This is a genomic window from Niallia sp. Man26 (assembly GCF_022049065.2).
In the GTDB taxonomy this organism is placed as follows: Bacteria; Bacillota; Bacilli; order Bacillales; family Cytobacillaceae; genus Niallia.
This window is the reverse complement of sequence record NZ_CP095743.1, coordinates 2603702-2619821: the sequence shown is the minus strand read 5'-3', so window position 1 is coordinate 2619821 and position 16120 is coordinate 2603702. Positions and strand designations below refer to the sequence as shown.

At 39.2% G+C, this 16120-nt stretch carries 21 protein-coding genes, 1 tRNA gene and 1 riboswitch; of the genes, 15 read left to right on the top strand and 7 right to left on the bottom strand.

Going from position 1 to position 16120, the window contains the following annotated elements; genetic code table 11:
• Window positions 1–10 precede the first annotated feature (10 nt).
• Window positions 11–883 carry a hypothetical protein gene (locus tag L8T27_RS13305; protein WP_233313159.1) on the bottom strand — a complete coding sequence of 291 codons (873 nt, stop codon included), beginning with the start codon at window positions 881–883 and terminating at the stop codon, window positions 11–13.
• Window positions 884–1124: 241 nt separating this feature from the next.
• Between L8T27_RS13305 and L8T27_RS13300 the strand changes: the two genes are divergently transcribed.
• From L8T27_RS13300 to L8T27_RS13275, 6 genes are all read left to right on the top strand, one after another.
• Window positions 1125–1328, top strand: coding sequence for a YqgQ family protein (locus L8T27_RS13300; RefSeq protein WP_233313160.1), 204 nt, complete (start codon window positions 1125–1127; stop codon window positions 1326–1328).
• 16 nt (window positions 1329–1344) lie between these two features.
• Window positions 1345–2304 carry an ROK family glucokinase gene (locus L8T27_RS13295; protein WP_237941702.1) on the top strand — a complete coding sequence of 320 codons (960 nt, stop codon included), beginning with the start codon at window positions 1345–1347 and terminating at the stop codon, window positions 2302–2304.
• A gap of 147 nt (window positions 2305–2451) precedes the next feature.
• Window positions 2452–3639 (top strand): M14 family metallopeptidase, encoded by a 1188-nt coding sequence (locus L8T27_RS13290; RefSeq protein WP_237941701.1) that lies wholly within the window; start codon window positions 2452–2454, stop codon window positions 3637–3639.
• Window positions 3640–3747: 108 nt separating this feature from the next.
• Window positions 3748–4863: a TolB family protein gene (locus L8T27_RS13285; protein WP_237941700.1), complete on the top strand. Its 1116-nt coding sequence runs from the start codon at window positions 3748–3750 to the stop codon at window positions 4861–4863.
• Window positions 4864–4943: 80 nt separating this feature from the next.
• Window positions 4944–5258, top strand: coding sequence for an MTH1187 family thiamine-binding protein (locus L8T27_RS13280; RefSeq protein ID WP_233313165.1), 315 nt, complete (start codon window positions 4944–4946; stop codon window positions 5256–5258).
• A 28-nt stretch (window positions 5259–5286) separates the two neighbouring features.
• Window positions 5287–5922 carry an MBL fold metallo-hydrolase gene (locus tag L8T27_RS13275; protein ID WP_237942321.1) on the top strand — a complete coding sequence of 212 codons (636 nt, stop codon included), beginning with the start codon at window positions 5287–5289 and terminating at the stop codon, window positions 5920–5922.
• A gap of 34 nt (window positions 5923–5956) precedes the next feature.
• On the opposite strand, the gene L8T27_RS13270 is transcribed toward L8T27_RS13275, so the two are convergent.
• From L8T27_RS13270 to L8T27_RS28715, 4 genes are all read right to left on the bottom strand, one after another.
• Window positions 5957–6676, bottom strand: a complete 720-nt coding sequence (locus tag L8T27_RS13270) for a helix-turn-helix transcriptional regulator (protein WP_237941699.1) — start codon at window positions 6674–6676, stop codon at window positions 5957–5959.
• Window positions 6677–6902: 226 nt separating this feature from the next.
• Window positions 6903–6974 (bottom strand) — tRNA-Gln (locus tag L8T27_RS13265).
• A 59-nt stretch (window positions 6975–7033) separates the two neighbouring features.
• A complete protein-coding gene (locus L8T27_RS13260; protein WP_233313168.1) occupies window positions 7034–7129 on the bottom strand; it encodes a YjcZ family sporulation protein in 96 nt (31 codons plus the stop codon).
• Between the two features lie 137 nt (window positions 7130–7266).
• Entirely contained in the window at window positions 7267–7401 is a 135-nt protein-coding gene (locus L8T27_RS28715; protein WP_282581400.1) for a hypothetical protein, read from the bottom strand.
• A 153-nt stretch (window positions 7402–7554) separates the two neighbouring features.
• On the opposite strand from L8T27_RS28715, the gene comGA reads away from it, so the two are divergent.
• The 8 genes from comGA to L8T27_RS13220 are packed head-to-tail and all read left to right on the top strand — an operon-like array spanning window position 7555 to window position 11753.
• Window positions 7555–8616 carry a competence type IV pilus ATPase ComGA gene (gene comGA, locus L8T27_RS13255; protein ID WP_233313169.1) on the top strand — a complete coding sequence of 354 codons (1062 nt, stop codon included), beginning with the start codon at window positions 7555–7557 and terminating at the stop codon, window positions 8614–8616.
• A complete protein-coding gene (gene comGB / locus L8T27_RS13250; RefSeq protein WP_248574446.1) occupies window positions 8591–9643 on the top strand; it encodes a competence type IV pilus assembly protein ComGB in 1053 nt (350 codons plus the stop codon). The genes comGA and comGB overlap by 26 nt, the downstream gene beginning before the upstream one ends.
• Window positions 9644–9654: 11 nt before the next feature.
• Window positions 9655–9957, top strand: coding sequence for a competence type IV pilus major pilin ComGC (comGC, locus tag L8T27_RS13245; RefSeq protein ID WP_233313173.1), 303 nt, complete (start codon window positions 9655–9657; stop codon window positions 9955–9957).
• Window positions 9954–10397 (top strand): competence type IV pilus minor pilin ComGD, encoded by a 444-nt coding sequence (gene comGD / locus L8T27_RS13240; protein ID WP_233313175.1) that lies wholly within the window; start codon window positions 9954–9956, stop codon window positions 10395–10397. Before comGC ends, comGD begins: the two co-directional genes overlap by 4 nt.
• Window positions 10381–10701: a hypothetical protein gene (locus tag L8T27_RS13235; RefSeq protein WP_237941697.1), complete on the top strand. Its 321-nt coding sequence runs from the start codon at window positions 10381–10383 to the stop codon at window positions 10699–10701. The genes comGD and L8T27_RS13235 overlap by 17 nt, the downstream gene beginning before the upstream one ends.
• A complete protein-coding gene (gene comGF / locus L8T27_RS13230) occupies window positions 10655–11137 on the top strand; it encodes a competence type IV pilus minor pilin ComGF (RefSeq protein ID WP_237942319.1) in 483 nt (160 codons plus the stop codon). The genes L8T27_RS13235 and comGF overlap by 47 nt, the downstream gene beginning before the upstream one ends.
• A complete protein-coding gene (gene comGG, locus L8T27_RS13225; protein ID WP_233313178.1) occupies window positions 11134–11514 on the top strand; it encodes a competence type IV pilus minor pilin ComGG in 381 nt (126 codons plus the stop codon). Before comGF ends, comGG begins: the two co-directional genes overlap by 4 nt.
• Before the next feature lie 59 nt (window positions 11515–11573).
• The gene (locus L8T27_RS13220) at window positions 11574–11753 is read left to right on the top strand and encodes a YqzE family protein (protein WP_233313179.1); all 180 of its coding nucleotides are present in this window, start codon (window positions 11574–11576) and stop codon (window positions 11751–11753) included.
• Between the two features lie 47 nt (window positions 11754–11800).
• On the opposite strand, the gene L8T27_RS13215 is transcribed toward L8T27_RS13220, so the two are convergent.
• Window positions 11801–12598, bottom strand: coding sequence for a YqhG family protein (locus tag L8T27_RS13215; protein ID WP_237941696.1), 798 nt, complete (start codon window positions 12596–12598; stop codon window positions 11801–11803).
• Window positions 12567–14276 (bottom strand): DEAD/DEAH box helicase, encoded by a 1710-nt coding sequence (locus L8T27_RS13210; protein ID WP_233313181.1) that lies wholly within the window; start codon window positions 14274–14276, stop codon window positions 12567–12569. Before L8T27_RS13210 ends, L8T27_RS13215 begins: the two co-directional genes overlap by 32 nt.
• 371 nt (window positions 14277–14647) lie before the next feature.
• Window positions 14648–14738, top strand: a riboswitch (glycine riboswitch).
• Window positions 14739–15013: 275 nt separating this feature from the next.
• Between L8T27_RS13210 and gcvT the strand changes: the two genes are divergently transcribed.
• Window positions 15014–16111 (top strand): glycine cleavage system aminomethyltransferase GcvT, encoded by a 1098-nt coding sequence (gene gcvT / locus L8T27_RS13205; RefSeq protein WP_237941695.1) that lies wholly within the window; start codon window positions 15014–15016, stop codon window positions 16109–16111.
• Window positions 16112–16120 lie beyond the last annotated feature (9 nt).

The following is a 16120-nucleotide window of genomic DNA, read 5'->3' as shown; positions in this document are numbered from 1 at the left end:
GGGCTGAGGACTATAATGTGGAAATTTGCTGTCTTAATAGGACAGGCTGATTATCTCCCGTTGTAAACACTACAAGCAGATGATCTTTTGCTAACAGAATAACTGGAACAGTACTCCCAACAGGTTTTGTCACAGTTCCATCCTCTTTTGTAATTCCCAGGAAATAATTTTTATATAAACCTTCTGTAAGCTGACCGATAATCTTTGCCGTTTGTTCTTGTGTAAAACCTGGAATAGGTTTGTCATTATAGTCTGCAAGCTCTGTTAACAGTATTCTGTTTGGATATTCTGCCAAAGGTATAGAATAATGTTTTACAGCCTCATTTAATTGATACTCAATCACATCTGCTGTTTCGTCATCTAAAGTATTTTTCCATTGTTTTTCTGCCTCTGTCCGCGGTGCTGTAAAGCCGAGAGGGGTTTGGTCGAATTTTGAATTGATGACATACAAATGATTAGCGGAAAGTTTTTGAGAGCTGAAGATATTGTCATTTTCATCATGAATTTCGGCATAATGAAAGGCGACTGCCTGGAACAGGCGGCTGTCTCGTTCGACGACCGTCTTATGCTCTGTCAGCTCCATTGTATTTTGCTTCCACGCTCCCATCGTGTTTATAAGTCGGCCGTTTGCATATAACAACCCCATGTTTTGTCTTAAATAGGCCTTTTTATTTACAATGCTTTTTGTCTCCCATTCGACACTATATTCATCATATCTTTGCTTTCCAAGCTGTAAATTCGTAACTGCTGTCGGAAACGATACGCTCGGGTCAATTGGAAAATATGTAATGCTCTCTTTTGCAATTTGGTTTTGCTGAAAAAAATAAACGGAACTTATAATGATAACAAGGCAAATGCTTAAAACGATAAAATCTTTTTTCAATAGCAGCACCACTTTTCCTGTTAGATAAACATTTTCAGGACAACCTTATACTCTTGTTCCAATATATGAAGAATCAGGTGCAGAAATTCGTTATTTTTGCAGATTTCCCTAGCAGACATAAATGAAAATGATTAATATCTCGTTCTTGAGTAAAAGCGATATTTGAATTATACTAAAAAATGAAAACGATTTAATTAGGAAGGATATTCCCTGATGTTTAGGGAGGTTTTTAGGGATAGAAATGAAGACGATATACGATGTGCAGCAATTTTTGAAAAGGTTCGGTACCATAATATACGTAGGAGACAGATTAGGTGATTTGGAGCTGATGAAAGCAGAATTAGAAGAGCTCCGTCATACAGAAATCATAGAGAAACAAGATTTTGATATGGCTGTTCTACTACTAAATCAAGGAATACAACAATTAAAAGAGAAACAGAAATAGAATGGGGAGAATGCAGATGCAGGAAAAATGGGTGGTTGGAATCGATCTTGGCGGTACGACTGTGAAAATTGCTTTCTTGACAACAGATGGCAATATGATTGATAACTGGGAGATCCCTACAGATAATTCAAATGAGGGTGCGAACATCACTAGTGATATTGCTAAATCTGTTCATGAGAAGCTTGCTGAATGGAATCATAACAAGGAAGATGTGCTTGGTGCGGGTATGGGAGCACCAGGTCCGTTTGATTATAAAACAGGTATCATTTACAATACAGTGAATCTTAGCTGGCCGGATAATTTTCCGCTGAAGGCTAATTTAGAGAGAGATCTTGGCTTGCCTGTCATCCTTGATAATGACGCAAACTGTGCAGCCCTTGGTGAGATGTGGAAGGGTGCAGGTGAAGGTTATAAGAATCTTGTTTGCGTCACATTAGGCACTGGAGTTGGCGGCGGTATTATCGTTGATGGAAAAATTGTTCAAGGGGCCAAGGGAGCTGCTGGTGAAATCGGCCACATTACTTCCATCATCGAAAATGGTGCACCTTGCAACTGTGGAAAAACAGGCTGTCTTGAAACAATCTCGTCTGCAACAGGAATTGTTCGGATTGCCAGAGAGCGATTGAATGAAAATCCTGATAGCAGTCTGCACCAAATCCTAACAAATAACGGTACAATCTCTGCAAAGGATGTATTTGATCAAGCAAATGCCGGAGATGAACTTGCAAATGAGGTAGTTTCCTTTGTAGCTTCACATCTAGGTTTAGCCCTTGCTAATATTGCAAACACATTAAATCCGGAGAGAATTGTGCTTGGCGGCGGAGTGTCAAAAGCAGGAGATATTTTATTAAAGCCTGTTAACGAGTACTTCCAGAAATATTCTTTCAAAGCTGTTGCCCAGTCAACACTTATCGATGTAGCTACATTGGGGAATGCTGCAGGTGTCATCGGCGCAGCATGGCTTGCAAATAAATAATATTATTTTGATCTGTTCATATGAACAGATCTTTTTTATGTTACAGTTGGTATAAATTAGGTGTTGTTAGGAAGCGGATGTTTCATGAAGATGAATCGTTTTCTCCTTTTCATCATAAATATAGAGTGATGAAAGGAGTGTATATTTATGGAGGTTATAGCAAGAAACGGTGACACTCTATCGTACTACAGCAGATTGTTTATGATCCCGCTCCAGCTTCTTGCTGACAGCAATCAGCAAAGTGCTAAGGATGCTCTTAAAAAAGGCGATTGCATTCATATTCCAGGCTTTCAAGCAGAAACACTTCAACTGAAGACGGGCGATGCTTTATGGAAAATAGCCGGAAGCAGAAATATCTCTGTCGACTGTCTTCTTTTACTGAATCAAAACACGAATATAAATGAGCTCCAAACAGGCGATGAAATGATTGCTCCGAAACGAATTATGGAAAGATTAGTGAATGCACGCAAAAAATATGATTTTCAGTCATTGCAAAATGATCTGGAAATTCTAAAAGAAAATTATCCTTTTATTCAAATTAATACATTGGGAAAAAGTGTTCTTGGCAATGAAATTCAAGAAATTCGAATCGGCCGCGGCAGCAAAAAAGTACATATGAACGGAAGCTTTCATGCTAATGAATGGATTACAAGTGCAATCCTGATGTCGTATGTAAATGATTTTCTGCTGGCCATTACAAATGGCGGAAAGATAAACAATATTGACACATTGCCTATTTATAGAAATGTAGACCTATCTCTTGTGCCAATGGTAAATCCTGATGGCGTAGATTTAGTGCTGAATGGACCTCCAGAGCATATGCGGTCGAAAGTGATTGCTATTAATGAAGGCAGCACAGATTTTACAGGCTGGAAGGCGAATATAAATGGTGTTGATTTAAATAATCAATTTCCTGCATTTTGGGAGATTGAGAAAGAGAGGAAGGAGCCAAAAACCCCTGCTCCTCGTGATTATCCTGGAGATGCACCACTTACAGAGCCAGAAGCAGTAATAATGGCACAGCTTGCAAACCAGGAGAAATTCAACAGAATGATAGCATTCCATACTCAAGGCAAGGAATTTTATTGGGGGTATGAAAATTTTGAACCATCTGAATCAGCACTAATTGCAAACGAGTTTTCCCGATTAAGCGGATATAAAGCGGTTCAAAATGTTGACAGCCATGCCGGCTATAAAGATTGGTTTATTCAGGAATTTAGACAGCCAGGTTTTACTCTCGAGTTGGGGAAAGGAATAAATCCTCTGCCATTATCACAGTTTGATGATATTTACAAAGATGTTTTAGGAATATTTGTGGCATCGTTATATTTGTAAAAAATAATGTTCAAGAAAATTAATGGTTTAGCCGATTTAATTCGGCTTTTTTATGTTAATATTCAATATAGTAAACACCAAAAAACATAATAAAAGGGTGTGAAAAGGATGACAGACCTTTCAAAGAGAAATGCGCATGGTTTTTTTCTTCTCTTGCTCATTTTCACACTTGTTTTATCTGGATGCTCCCATAAACAGAAGGAAACAACGAGTAAAGAGGAAGAGAAAGATAATCAAAAAAAAGAGAAAATCCAAGCATTGGCATTGCCGATGGAAGTGGATAATGGGGAATTTGTGGAAGTGTCTGGATGGCTTGATACCCATACAATATGCTATGTCACAAGCAAGGGTAACAGCTATTATGTTTATACATTTGATATTTATTCAGGACAGCATAAACTTTTATATACGAGTGATTCTGCTATAACAGCAGTGAAAATAAGCCCTGACTTATCCAAATTGCTCGTATTTACAAATGAAGAGGACTTTCAAGGCAACATAGTGTTAATGAATAAAGAGGGAAAACAGCTATTTTCTAAACAGCTGCAAAGCTATGATGCTGAGTTTGTCTGGAATCCATATGACGAAGATCAAGTGCTTGTTTCCTCTTTTACAAAGGAATGGGCCAGCACCTCCTATCTCTTATCTATAAAGAATGAGAAGCTCCAGGAAGTCAAGCTTGACAATCCGTTTATCGTTTGGGCAGACAAGGAAACAGTCGCCTATTTAGGCTGGAAGGAAGAGACTTCTTTGTCGTCTCCTGTAACAACTAAAAATATAAAAACTGGTGAACAAACAGTAATTAGCGAAAATAACGCCTACTCTATAGGCAGTAATGGCCAAGAGATTTTTACAATTTCCGATGACTCGCAAGATATGCAAATGGCTCAATATACATTCTATGACAAGCTTAATGCCAAAGCTGCTATTTCTCTGCCCCGCTTGTCCAACTACTCGGATTGGCTTATCCCATATAATGATGCAGCAGACGATCAGCTGTTTACATTTTATCCAGAGAGTTCCGGTGATGCGACAAATTATACAGAAGGTTACTCATTTGTCTCCATAGACACGGGAAGTAGTGGAGAAAAGCCTAAAGTGATAAAGGAAGGGTTGGAGAACGAACCAATCAGTATATCACCTGACGGCAAGTGGGCGTTGTATGGTTTTTATCTGGAGAAACTGATTAATCTTGAGACAGGGGAAGTTATTCCCCTGTCTTAACTAAATGAAGCAGATGCTTGAGATTCCCAGTAAATTATGACATCATAAAAGAATATGGAAAGCTTTAAGGAGGACTTACAGTGGCAATAGTAGATGTAACAGTTATCCCAATTGGGACGGAGACACCAAGTGTCAGTGCCTATGTGGCAGATATCCAGAAAGTATTAAAAACATACGAAGAAAAAGGGGCAATCAGATTTCAGCTGACGCCGATGAATACGATAATTGAAGGAGAATTACCTGTTTTGTTTGAGGTAATCCAAGCAATGCATGAGGTGCCTTTCTCTAAAGGGCTAGTTCGTGTTGCTACAAATATACGGATAGATGACAGACGGGATGTAAAAAGGAAGATGGAAGAGAAAGTCGACAGAGTGCTTAGCCATCTTAAAGACTAATCATAAAAAGAAAAGTGGTGACATGATGATTCAATATAAGCAGATGCCATTGGGGCCAATTCAGACAAATTGTTATATAATCTGGAATGATAAAAAGGAATGCTTGATTGTAGACCCAGGCGAGAATGGGGGCAAAATTACGAGCACAATCAGCGAAATGGGGCTTCAGCCAATTGCGATTTTGCTGACACATGCTCATTTCGATCATATCGGTGCTGTGGAAACAGTTCGCAATGAATATAACATCCCTGTCTTTATACATAGCAAAGAAGATAAGTGGCTGAGTGATCCAAAGCTAAACGGTAGTTCTGCATTCAGACTGCCAACACCTGTGGTCGCACAGCCTGCAGATCATTTTCTTGACGAAAATCCAGCGATGACTATTGGCGGTTTTACTTTTGCCGTACTGGAGACACCGGGCCATTCCCCTGGCAGTGTTACTTTTTATTTCCCGGAAAGCGGAGTAGCATTTTCAGGAGATGCTTTATTTTATGAAAGCATTGGCAGAACAGATTTGGCAGGAGGTAATCATCGCACCTTGCTTGCAAGCATTCACGATAAACTTCTTACACTGCCAGAGGAAACCGTTATTTTGTCAGGGCATGGCAGAAGTACAACCATTGCCCACGAAATGGATCATAATCCTTATATTAATGGATTTTAATAAATAAGCGGAAAGGGTATCTTTCCGCTTATTTTTACTTAATTATGTGAGCTGGTTCACATACATACGCCTTATAGGCGCATTGTTGGCAGCCTGTAATCATATTTCGCCGCTCTGACAGCAATACATCAGGGAAAACAGCTTCAAACATGCCAATAAAAAACTGCTGGTGCATCATACACACCTTATCCTTATGCTCGTTTGCCGCTTCCTTAAAGGGACAGTTGAAGATTTCAAAATATATGCTTTGTTCGTCGTCATCCCATTCCAATTCTGGTTTTAACCCGGATATGAGGGCAGCTTGCTTTAAAAGGTGCAGCTTATCTTGCTTAGAAAGAGCTCCTGAATTTAGGGGACTGCGGGCAATTTCCTGCTCCATCATCTCTTTACCAAAGGCGAATCCAGTTTCATACAATGCTTTGCTTCCATCTGCTCCGAGCTTTTCTAAAGATTTTAAAAGGATGCTGCTCAGCAGCTGATAGTTGCGGAAAGGAAAACTCAATTGAATAACTTCAGATGAGAGACGGTATAATTTACTTGGCCGGCCGCCTCTGCCGGTTTTTTTCGTCTCAGAATGAAGCATACGAACATCTTCAAGTTTGGAAAGATGAAGTCTTGCGACATTTGGGTGGATGGAGAATTGATCAGCAATCTCCTGAACAGTTACATCGCGGTGGCTGTTTGTTATATATTGATAAATATAAAACCGAGTTGGGTCGGATAATACATTAGTGATTTTTAGTGTCTGTTCCATAAGTTCTTACCTCCGTTTTTTCAGTATTTTTGTTCATTATAATATAGCAATCCACCATAACCACGGTAAGAACTATTTGTTTAGAAAATGTTCACATCTTTTCGACAGGAAAATTCACAAAATATACATTTTTACAGCATAATCACGATTTTCATATTGTTAACTTAGCTAAAACATGATGAATACAGAAAAAAAGCGTGAAAAGGGGATGCTTTTCACGCTAAAACTGGGCTAGCTGGATTCGAACCAACGAGTGACGGAGTCAAAGTCCGTTGCCTTACCGCTTGGCTATAGCCCAAAAATATAATCTTATAATATTATTATGGATATTTATAACTCAAAATATACACTTTTTAATTAATAAACATATGCAGAACCGATAATGATCAAAAGGATAAACAACACAACAAGCAATGCAAAACCGCCGCCAAATTCAAAACCTGCTTCTCCCATTTGTGAGCACCTCCAACTTTAAACATAATGTATCGTATGCCCTTACAGGATAATTGTTTTTTAAATAGGCTTATCTCCCTTCAAAATGGACAGCAGCCCAAGCAAGACTGCTGTTTAACTTTCAAAGGTCTGCCTTATTATTTATCCTCTTTTTTAATTTTTACATGATCAGGCCGCTTTGGATATGTTGCTTTTCCTGCATCCGGCCCAGTAAGTGTATTCCGCTTATCAAGAACTCTTCCTGAAAATTCAACTGGATCTCTTCTTTCCACAAGTACCACCCCCTTTTCTTAGAATGGTCAGCTAGCAGAAAGGTAATGCATATATTGCTTGAAAAAAAGCTAGAAGAATTGACGAATAATAGAGGGAATAAAAAAAGTCTGTCGAAATATAGAATGAACCAAAAAGAAAGGATGTGCAGACTTTTGATTTCTATTGAAGCTTTAGCGAACCGTATTATTCGGGAAGCTGTAGAAGCGAATGCCACAGATATTCACATTGTTCCGAAAGGAAAAGAATCACATTTGCAATTTCGTATTTCCCACTCTTTATACCCCAGAATGACACTCCCTGTGAATCAATGCGACAGACTTATTTCCCATTTTAAGTTTACCGCCTCTATGGATATTGGCGAAAGGCGGCGCCCGCAAAACGGTGCAATCCGTACAAGTGCAAACGGGGAAAACATCAGCCTCCGACTGTCCACCTTGCCTGCAAGTCCCCATGAAAGCCTCGTCATCCGTCTGCTGCCAGACAAGAATAGTATACCGCTCACCCGTATATCTCTTTTCCCAAACACCACTAAAAAGCTTCTGTCACTGCTTAAACATGCCCATGGGCTTGTTATTTTCACAGGGCCGACTGGGTCAGGCAAAACAACAACCCTTTATTCTCTTCTCAGCAGCAGCTCCTATCTGTACAAACGAAAAATCATTAGTCTCGAGGACCCAGTTGAAAAGCCGCAGGATAACGTGCTTCAAGTGCAGGTTAATGAAAAAGCAGGCATTACGTATTCAGCGGGGCTAAAGGCAATATTGCGCCATGATCCAGATGTAATTATGGTTGGCGAAATAAGGGATGCAGAAACAGCTCGAATTGCTGTCAGAGCCTCGTTAACAGGGCATCTTGTGCTTGCGACTATGCACACAAGAGATGCGAAAGGGGCAATCTATCGACTCATGGAATTCGGCATCAGCAAGTGTGAGGTGCAGCAAACTTTAATTGCTGTTACAGCGCAAAGGCTTGTCGAGCTTGTTTGTCCTTTTTGCGGTCCTGTTTGTCTGCCCTTTTGCTTTCAGCTTCAAAACCGCATAAACAGAGCCAGTGTTTTTGAAATAATGACAGGGAGGACCATTCAGTCCATTCTCGCTGAAACCTTTGCTGAAAAGCTTAATCCTCGTCCTGATTTAAGAGAGGCTATTAATAAAGGAGTTGCCCTGGGGTTTGTAAAGGAGACAGAGTATGGTCGCTGGATTTATGAAGATTAATAAAGACAGCTGGAGCTTACAGGAGCAATCGATGTTTTTGAGAGTTATCGGAGAGCTGCTGACACAAGGATATTCCCTTTCCGAAGGGGTTCGCTCAAGTGTTTACTATTTGCCTGCCAACAAAAAAGAGGATATTATGTCTGTGCTCGGATCTTTAAAAGGGGGAAACTCCTTTTGCGATAACCTGGCAAGACTTAAATTTAATCAGCAGACGATCAGTTATGTATATTTTGCAGAAAAGCATGGCGGCTTTGCAGGTGCGTTTATGGATGCGAGCACTATTATGGAAAACCGGCTGCGAACAATTCAGCAATTGCAGAAAATCCTCTATTATCCTCTTTTCCTCATTGTTTTTACCCTAGTTTTATTCTATTTTGTCCACCAAGTGCTGCTTCCCCAATTTTCTTCTCTCTTTTTAACAATGAAACTGGAAACAAATCTGTTTATGGTATTCATTATCGGTGCAGGAAAAGCAATGCCTATTCTGATGTTGTCAGCTGTTTGTTTTGCATTGACTTTAGTGTTTTATTATTTCAAGTTCTTTCGGAAGAAAGATGCACTCGAAAAACTGCGCCTGTTTACAGCCATTCCAATTGCGGGCAAATGTTTTTCCCTTTATTACACCCATGTGTTTTCTCTGCAGCTTAGTCACCTGTTAGCGGGCGGTTTTTCTATTTACGAAGCATTAACATTTTTTCAAAATAATAATCAGCATGCCTATTTTTCTTTGGCTGGAAAGAAGGTCATCGAACAACTGAAGAAAGGGGAAAGAATGGAGCATGCATTTGTTGTGCTAACCTTTATGGAGAAGGAGTTTTGCCGAATATTACAGCATGGACAAGAGAACGGCAAGCTTGACCGAGAGCTTCTCTTTCTCAGCCGTTTCTGTATGGAAAACCTTCAAGACAGGGTTGCTGGACTTTTAAAGAAAATTCAGCCAATCATTTATGGTTTTATTGGAATCCTAGTTATTTCCATCTATCTTGCTGTGCTGCTGCCAATGTTCGAATTATTAAATGGATTATGAAAGGAGAAAAGATGAAAAACGAAAGCGGATTTACGCTAATAGAAATGATGATAGTCCTTTTAATCATCTCGATATTATTGATTATCACACTGCCTAATATTACGAAGCATAACTCAAAAATCAATTCGACTGGCTGTGAGGCCTTTGTGAAAATGGTTGAAGCAGAGGTGCAGGCCTATTATATGGATAAAAACAGTTATCCGCAAAGCATGAATGCCTTGGTGGATGAGGGTTATTTAAAGGAAGGGCAGACGACTTGTCCGAATGGAAAAGAGCTGTCCATCGAGAATGGTGAAGTAGAAGTGCAGAGATGAAAATAAATTCTCAAAGCGGTTTTACTTTGCTGGAAATGCTTGCTGTTCTATCTATAGTACTTGTCCTCCTCGCAGTTACTCCTATTTTATTAAAGCCTCAATCTGAATTGCTTCAGGAAAGAACCTTCTTTACTCAATTGCAAACAGACCTGTTCTACGCACAAAACTATGCGTTAGCTCACCAGAAAACTGTTTACGTCCAAATTAACCCGGCCGATAAAAGATACTATATTCGCGGAGATTTGAAGACAGGGAGAATTGTAGACAGGATTTATCATGACAGCATTAAGATAAACGAGGATGCTGTTCCCATTTATTTTACGATAACACCAAGCGGCAATGTTTCTAAATTTGCGTCCTATCGGATTAGTATTGGCAGCAAGAAATACCTTTTTACCATTCAAATTGGGAGAGGGAGGTTTTATGTTAAAAAACAATAGGGGATTTCTCCTTCCTGAGTTTTTTCTGGCTATTGGTACATGGCTAATTATTGCCTGCTTTTTTATACCTGCATACATTCATTTGCTTCAGCAAATGAAAGCAATCGAACAGGATTTAACAGCACACCAGCTATTATATGAATGCTTGTTGAAATGGAGGGCTGAGGAGTCTGTCCGCCCCTTAACGCAGACAATCGAGAAGGAAAATATCGTTTATAAGATCAGCTGGAAAGACGGAAAGGAGGCGTGTATTGAATATGTGGATGTATTTAAGAAAACACAGGCAATCTGTGAAGAGAGTTAAAGGGGAGAAAGGATTTCTGCTAACAGAAATGCTTGTTGCCTTGTCTTTGTTTTTAGTATTTTGTGCTTTTTTTCCCTTCGCTATCAAATTAACAACAGATGGAGCAATCATTTCCAGCAGTCTTCGCAGTCTTGAATGGGATGTGTTTTTGCATCAGTTAAAAAAAGAGGTGCGATTAGCTGAATCTGTCCGCGTAACAGAGCAAAAGCTCCATCTAACTGTTGAGGAAGAGAATATCCACTATGAGTTATATGGAAATAAAATCAGAAGAAGAGTTAATGGAACAGGACATGAAGTATGCCTGCAGGAAGTAAAGGCAGTTAAATTTGAAGCAATCCAAAATGGTGTCATGATAGCTGTGACAGACAGCCTTCAGATTAAACGGGAGGCTGCTGTCTACTCTTTTCTACGGCTGGCAGAGGAAAGCCCATTATGATTAAGACAGAAAATGGCTTTATATATCCTGTTACCTTATCTGTTTATCTGCTAGTGATCTGTTTTTTTCTAGTCATAACAGGTATCTATATCAATGAGAAAAGAATTTACAACGACTCGAAGCTGCTTCTTATTCAAGAATATTATTTTATGAGTACAGTAAAGCAATTGGAGGAAGAGCTAAGGGCAGATCGACATATGTTAACGGGAGAGTTTCATTATCGAACAGGAGAGGTTGCTTATACAGTTGAGCAAGTATCGGACGATGTATTAAAGGTGGAATACCGTTTGTTTGCAGACAAAATGGAACCAATGAAAGCCTACAGCTATTTTGACAGGGGAGAAAACCGCATGACAAAGTGGGTAGAGGTTAAATAAAAAGGTATAGAGTAAAGATAGGTTGGTTAAACTAATCGGTAAAAAGATTAAGGTGAGTTATGAAAACAAATGATTATGTAAAATATTTAACGCAGACATTTGTACAGTACATGGACCAACCGAAAGAGGAACGTCAAAAAATAAAGGCGGCAAAGCGTGGGGAAAAAGAGCCGTTTATGCTGAGATGGTTTGGAATACTTCCGTATGTGTTCGTTTATTTTTTCAGGAAAAAATATTAATAGGCAAAAGGATGAATCTTAAGATGTTTGGGATTCATCCTTTTTATTTATACGGCATCAGAAGCTAAATAAAACAGTCCGCCATTTATGATAGAAACATTGATTTTTGGTTCATATTGTTCTTTTAATGCCAGCCGTTCAATCTCCAAGCTTTCCATCCGGTCTTCTTCTGCGTCTTCATAAAAATGCTCCAGCAGCTTTAAGTCCTTCGACCATCTTCCTTTCGCTTCTTCCGCCCATTGATGATCCTCTTGGAGGATAGTTTGTTTAATTGTGTTCTCAATCCTTATCATCCCGCTTTTAGGCATTATTAACGGTGAAAGTGTGAAGGCATAGTCTGGTATTTTGGCAGAAAGATTAAGCTTATTCACCGTTTGATGAAAGTTATCGACTAGCTGACCGTTAATAAGCTGCAGTCCAATAGAGCGAAACACATCCCTTTTGCGGTCGCATTGGTAAGAAATTTTCACGTTCATAGACAGCCAAGGACGCAGTGGTGTGTGCATATTTTTTTGTCCTGGAATATTCTCATATAAACGAATATATCCAGATAGTCTTTTGGCGCAGGAAAACAATTGATGCAATCTTGGAGATCCAAAATGAATCAGCTCTCCTTTTAAATCCTGTGGTGTTTTATTTGGATCTGTTATTAATGTAAGTCTGGCGGGGTTAGGGACACCGCCAGTTTTTTCTACATAGTGCCAATAAAAGGGGCGGTTCATCAGCTCTTTATCTAAATCAATTGTCAATTGTACAATCATATAGCCCTCATTTTCTTCTATCAGCTCACAATCATTTGCCTGAAAAAACTGTTTAAGAAATTGATGAATTTCTTGCTGCTTCATAGTTGTCACCATCCTTTAGATTTTGCGCAAATTCTATCATACTTGTGAGGTTATCCATCTTAATGCGCATCTCTCCCTCTGAATTTGAATTGGTGAATATATCATCCATATATTCTTCCATATTGCCAAAGTCCAGTTTTGTGAGAATATCGTCCAAATCGCCGATAACTTTTTCAAAAAGATGAATTTTTTCATACAATAATTTAAGAATATGGTCTTCAACAGTATCTCTTATAGCAAAGTTGTAAATCATCACATCCTTTTTCTGACCGAGTCTATGAATCCGGCCAATCCGCTGTTCAAGTCTCATTGGATTCCAAGGAAGATCAAAATTGATGATATGGTTGCAAAATTGCAAGTTAATGCCTTCTCCGCCTGCTTCAGTGGCAATCAACACTTGAGCATGGTTTTGGAACAAGTCACGCATCCAGTCCTTTTTCCCTCTTTTAAATCCGCCTCTAAAAGGAACGGAAGTGATGCCATGCTGCTTTAAGTACCATTGAAGATATAACTGAGTTGCTCTGTATTCTGTAAAGATAATCACCTTATCATCGACATTTTTTATGAGCTCGAGCGCTTTTTCTGCCTTGGAGTTTTTCGTGATTGCCATGATTTTGCTGCCGAGCAGCTGGATTTTATCTTGAAACTCCTGAGTGGGATTTTCGGTTTTTTTCATCATGTTCTGCAATGTATAATACACAGCTTCTCTGCTGCTGCAGGCTTCTCTCTGTAATGTTATCATCGAGAATGGACTTCTTGTGCCCGCTTTCTCATCGTCAGCCTCATAGCCTTTGAGAGATTCGATAGTGTTATAAAGTTCTCTTTCTTCCTCTGTAAAATCAATCGTAACGGCTTCAACAACCCGTTTTGTCCACTCAATTCCCGTATCGCTCCTGCGGTTTCGAATCATTACCTTATTAACAAGTTCTTTTAAATGCTCATCATCATTAACAGAGCGTGAATCCTTTTTATATTTTTCGTAAAAGGCGGTTTCACTGCCTAAATGTCCAGGCTTCAATAAGGAAACAAGATTGAAAATTTCACTCACCCTGTTTTGAATAGGGGTTGCTGTCAGTAATAAACAGAATTTCTTTTTAAGATTTTGGACAAATTCATAGTTTTTTGTTTTATTGTTTTTTAATTTATGAGCCTCATCAATGATGACAAGGTCATAGTCCAAATTGTTGATGATACTTCTATGTGGTTCTCTTTTAGCTGTATCAATAGAAGAAACGACAATATCACACTGTTCCCAAACATAGCTTTTCCTTTGCGACACAGCCGGAATGAAAAATTTGCTGTTTAACTCCATTGACCATTGTGTGACAAGGGAGGCAGGAACAAGTATCAGCACTTTTTTTACTAACCCTCGAATCATATATTCCTTTAGAATAAGCCCAGCCTCAATGGTTTTTCCTAACCCGACCTCATCAGCCAGGATTGCTTTCCCGTTCATATCCTCGATTACTTTTTTGGCAACCTCCAACTGATGGGGCAACGGTGTCAAATCAGACAAATGCTTTGGTGCCTGCAAGCCTTCAAATTCAGGAATGATTGTATGCTGTTCTACTTCCAAAGCTAATTGGAACAGCTCCCAATTAGACCATGGACCATCATCATTCATTTTTTTCAGCAATTCTTCCTTCCAGGTTTGGTCGAAGTTGATGTTAATTGTCATATGCTGCCATCCTTTCTGTTATTTACTGGTACGTATGAACGATATAGAACATCTTGAATTATCAAAAAATATTCAAAAATCATAAAAAAGTTATTGCCTTGATATGATTGTAAATGTTAGGATAGTGGTGTAAAAAGTTTTCTGTTTTGTCGTATTTTTGGATATTTTGTCGGTAAAACATGAACGAATTTAGCGTTATTGTATAAAAATAATCGTCTTTACTAAAAAGAACGATTTTTAAGAATTTTTCATAGTTATCTATTAGTATGGCCATATTGAGGCAATCTATCCATTTGAACAGGAGAGCATTGCTAAAAAAACCAATAAAACCTTAGAAGTTTTATTATTTAAATTTTATATATACATAGCGGATGATAAATAGGGGAGAGACTACATTATGTAGCGCCGAAGGAGCAAGCAAATCCTTGTGAATCTCTCAGGCAAAAGAACTCTATTTTGACGCAGCTCTGGAGAGTGCTGAGATTTCAGAAATATTGGAATCAGCTAAAAAGTAAATCTACTTTTTGACAGCCACCAAAGGGGACACCCGATTCATTTCGGTAAACTTTCAGGTGCAAGGACAGAGACCTTTCTTTATCCAAAGGATATTAGGGGAGGTTCTGTCCTTTTTTGCGTGCTTTTACAGTCCCCCCTAAGATAGGATAAACGTAAAATCCGGTTAAGCAGTGGATCTTATCATGCAATAGGAAGATAAATAGTGGAATGGGGATGAGAGGATGAATGAATTAAAACAGACCCCTTTGTATGAACTGTACAAGGAGTATGGAGGCAAAACGATTGATTTCGGCGGATGGGATTTGCCTGTTCAGTTTTCCAGTATTAAAGAAGAGCATGAAGCAGTTCGCACAAAAGCTGGATTATTCGATGTTTCTCATATGGGAGAGATTGAGGTAAAAGGTAAAAACAGCTTAGATTATCTGCAAAAAATGCTGACAAACGATGTCTCTAAAATCCAAATCGGCAAAGCGCAATATTCAGCGATGTGCTATGAAAACGGCGGAACAGTCGATGATCTTCTCACATACAAGCTTGGCGAAAACCACTATTTGCTCGTGGTTAATGCATCCAATATCGATAAGGACTTCGCATGGCTTGCAAGCCATGTAGAGGGAGAAGTAGAGCTGTCAAATCTATCAAGCGATTATGCTCAATTGGCTCTGCAAGGCCCGTTGGCAGAAGAGACGCTTAAGAAAATCAGCAGCGCTAATATAGCTGAACTCGGTTATTTTCAATTTCAGCATACAACTGTCAGCGGCAAGGAGGTACTGTTGTCAAGAACAGGCTATACAGGCGAGGATGGTTTTGAACTATACTGCAACAAAGAGGATGCTGCCCATCTGTGGAGAGAGATTTTAGATGCTGGGAAGGATTCCGGTGTTATTCCATGCGGTCTAGGTTCAAGAGATACGCTTCGCTTTGAAGCGACTTTAGCTTTATACGGCCAGGAGCTTAGCAAGGATATTTCTCCATTGGAAGCAGGGATTGGATTTGCCGTAAAGCTGAATAAAGAAGCTGACTTTATCGGCAAAGCTGCCTTGAAAGAACAGAAAGAATCTGGATTGCAAAGAAAGCTTGTTGGGATTGAAATGATAGATAGAGGGATTCCACGACATGGCTACAAAGTCTATGCAAACGGTGCTGCTATCGGTGAAGTAACAACAGGAACACAATCACCGACATTAAAGAAAAACATCGGTCTTGCGCTGATTTCCAGCAATTATGCAGAAGTCGGTAAGGAAGTGGAAGTGGAAATAAGAGGGAAGCTTGTAAAAGCACAAGTGACAGCTACTCCATTTTATAAAAGGAACAAGTGACAATGACAG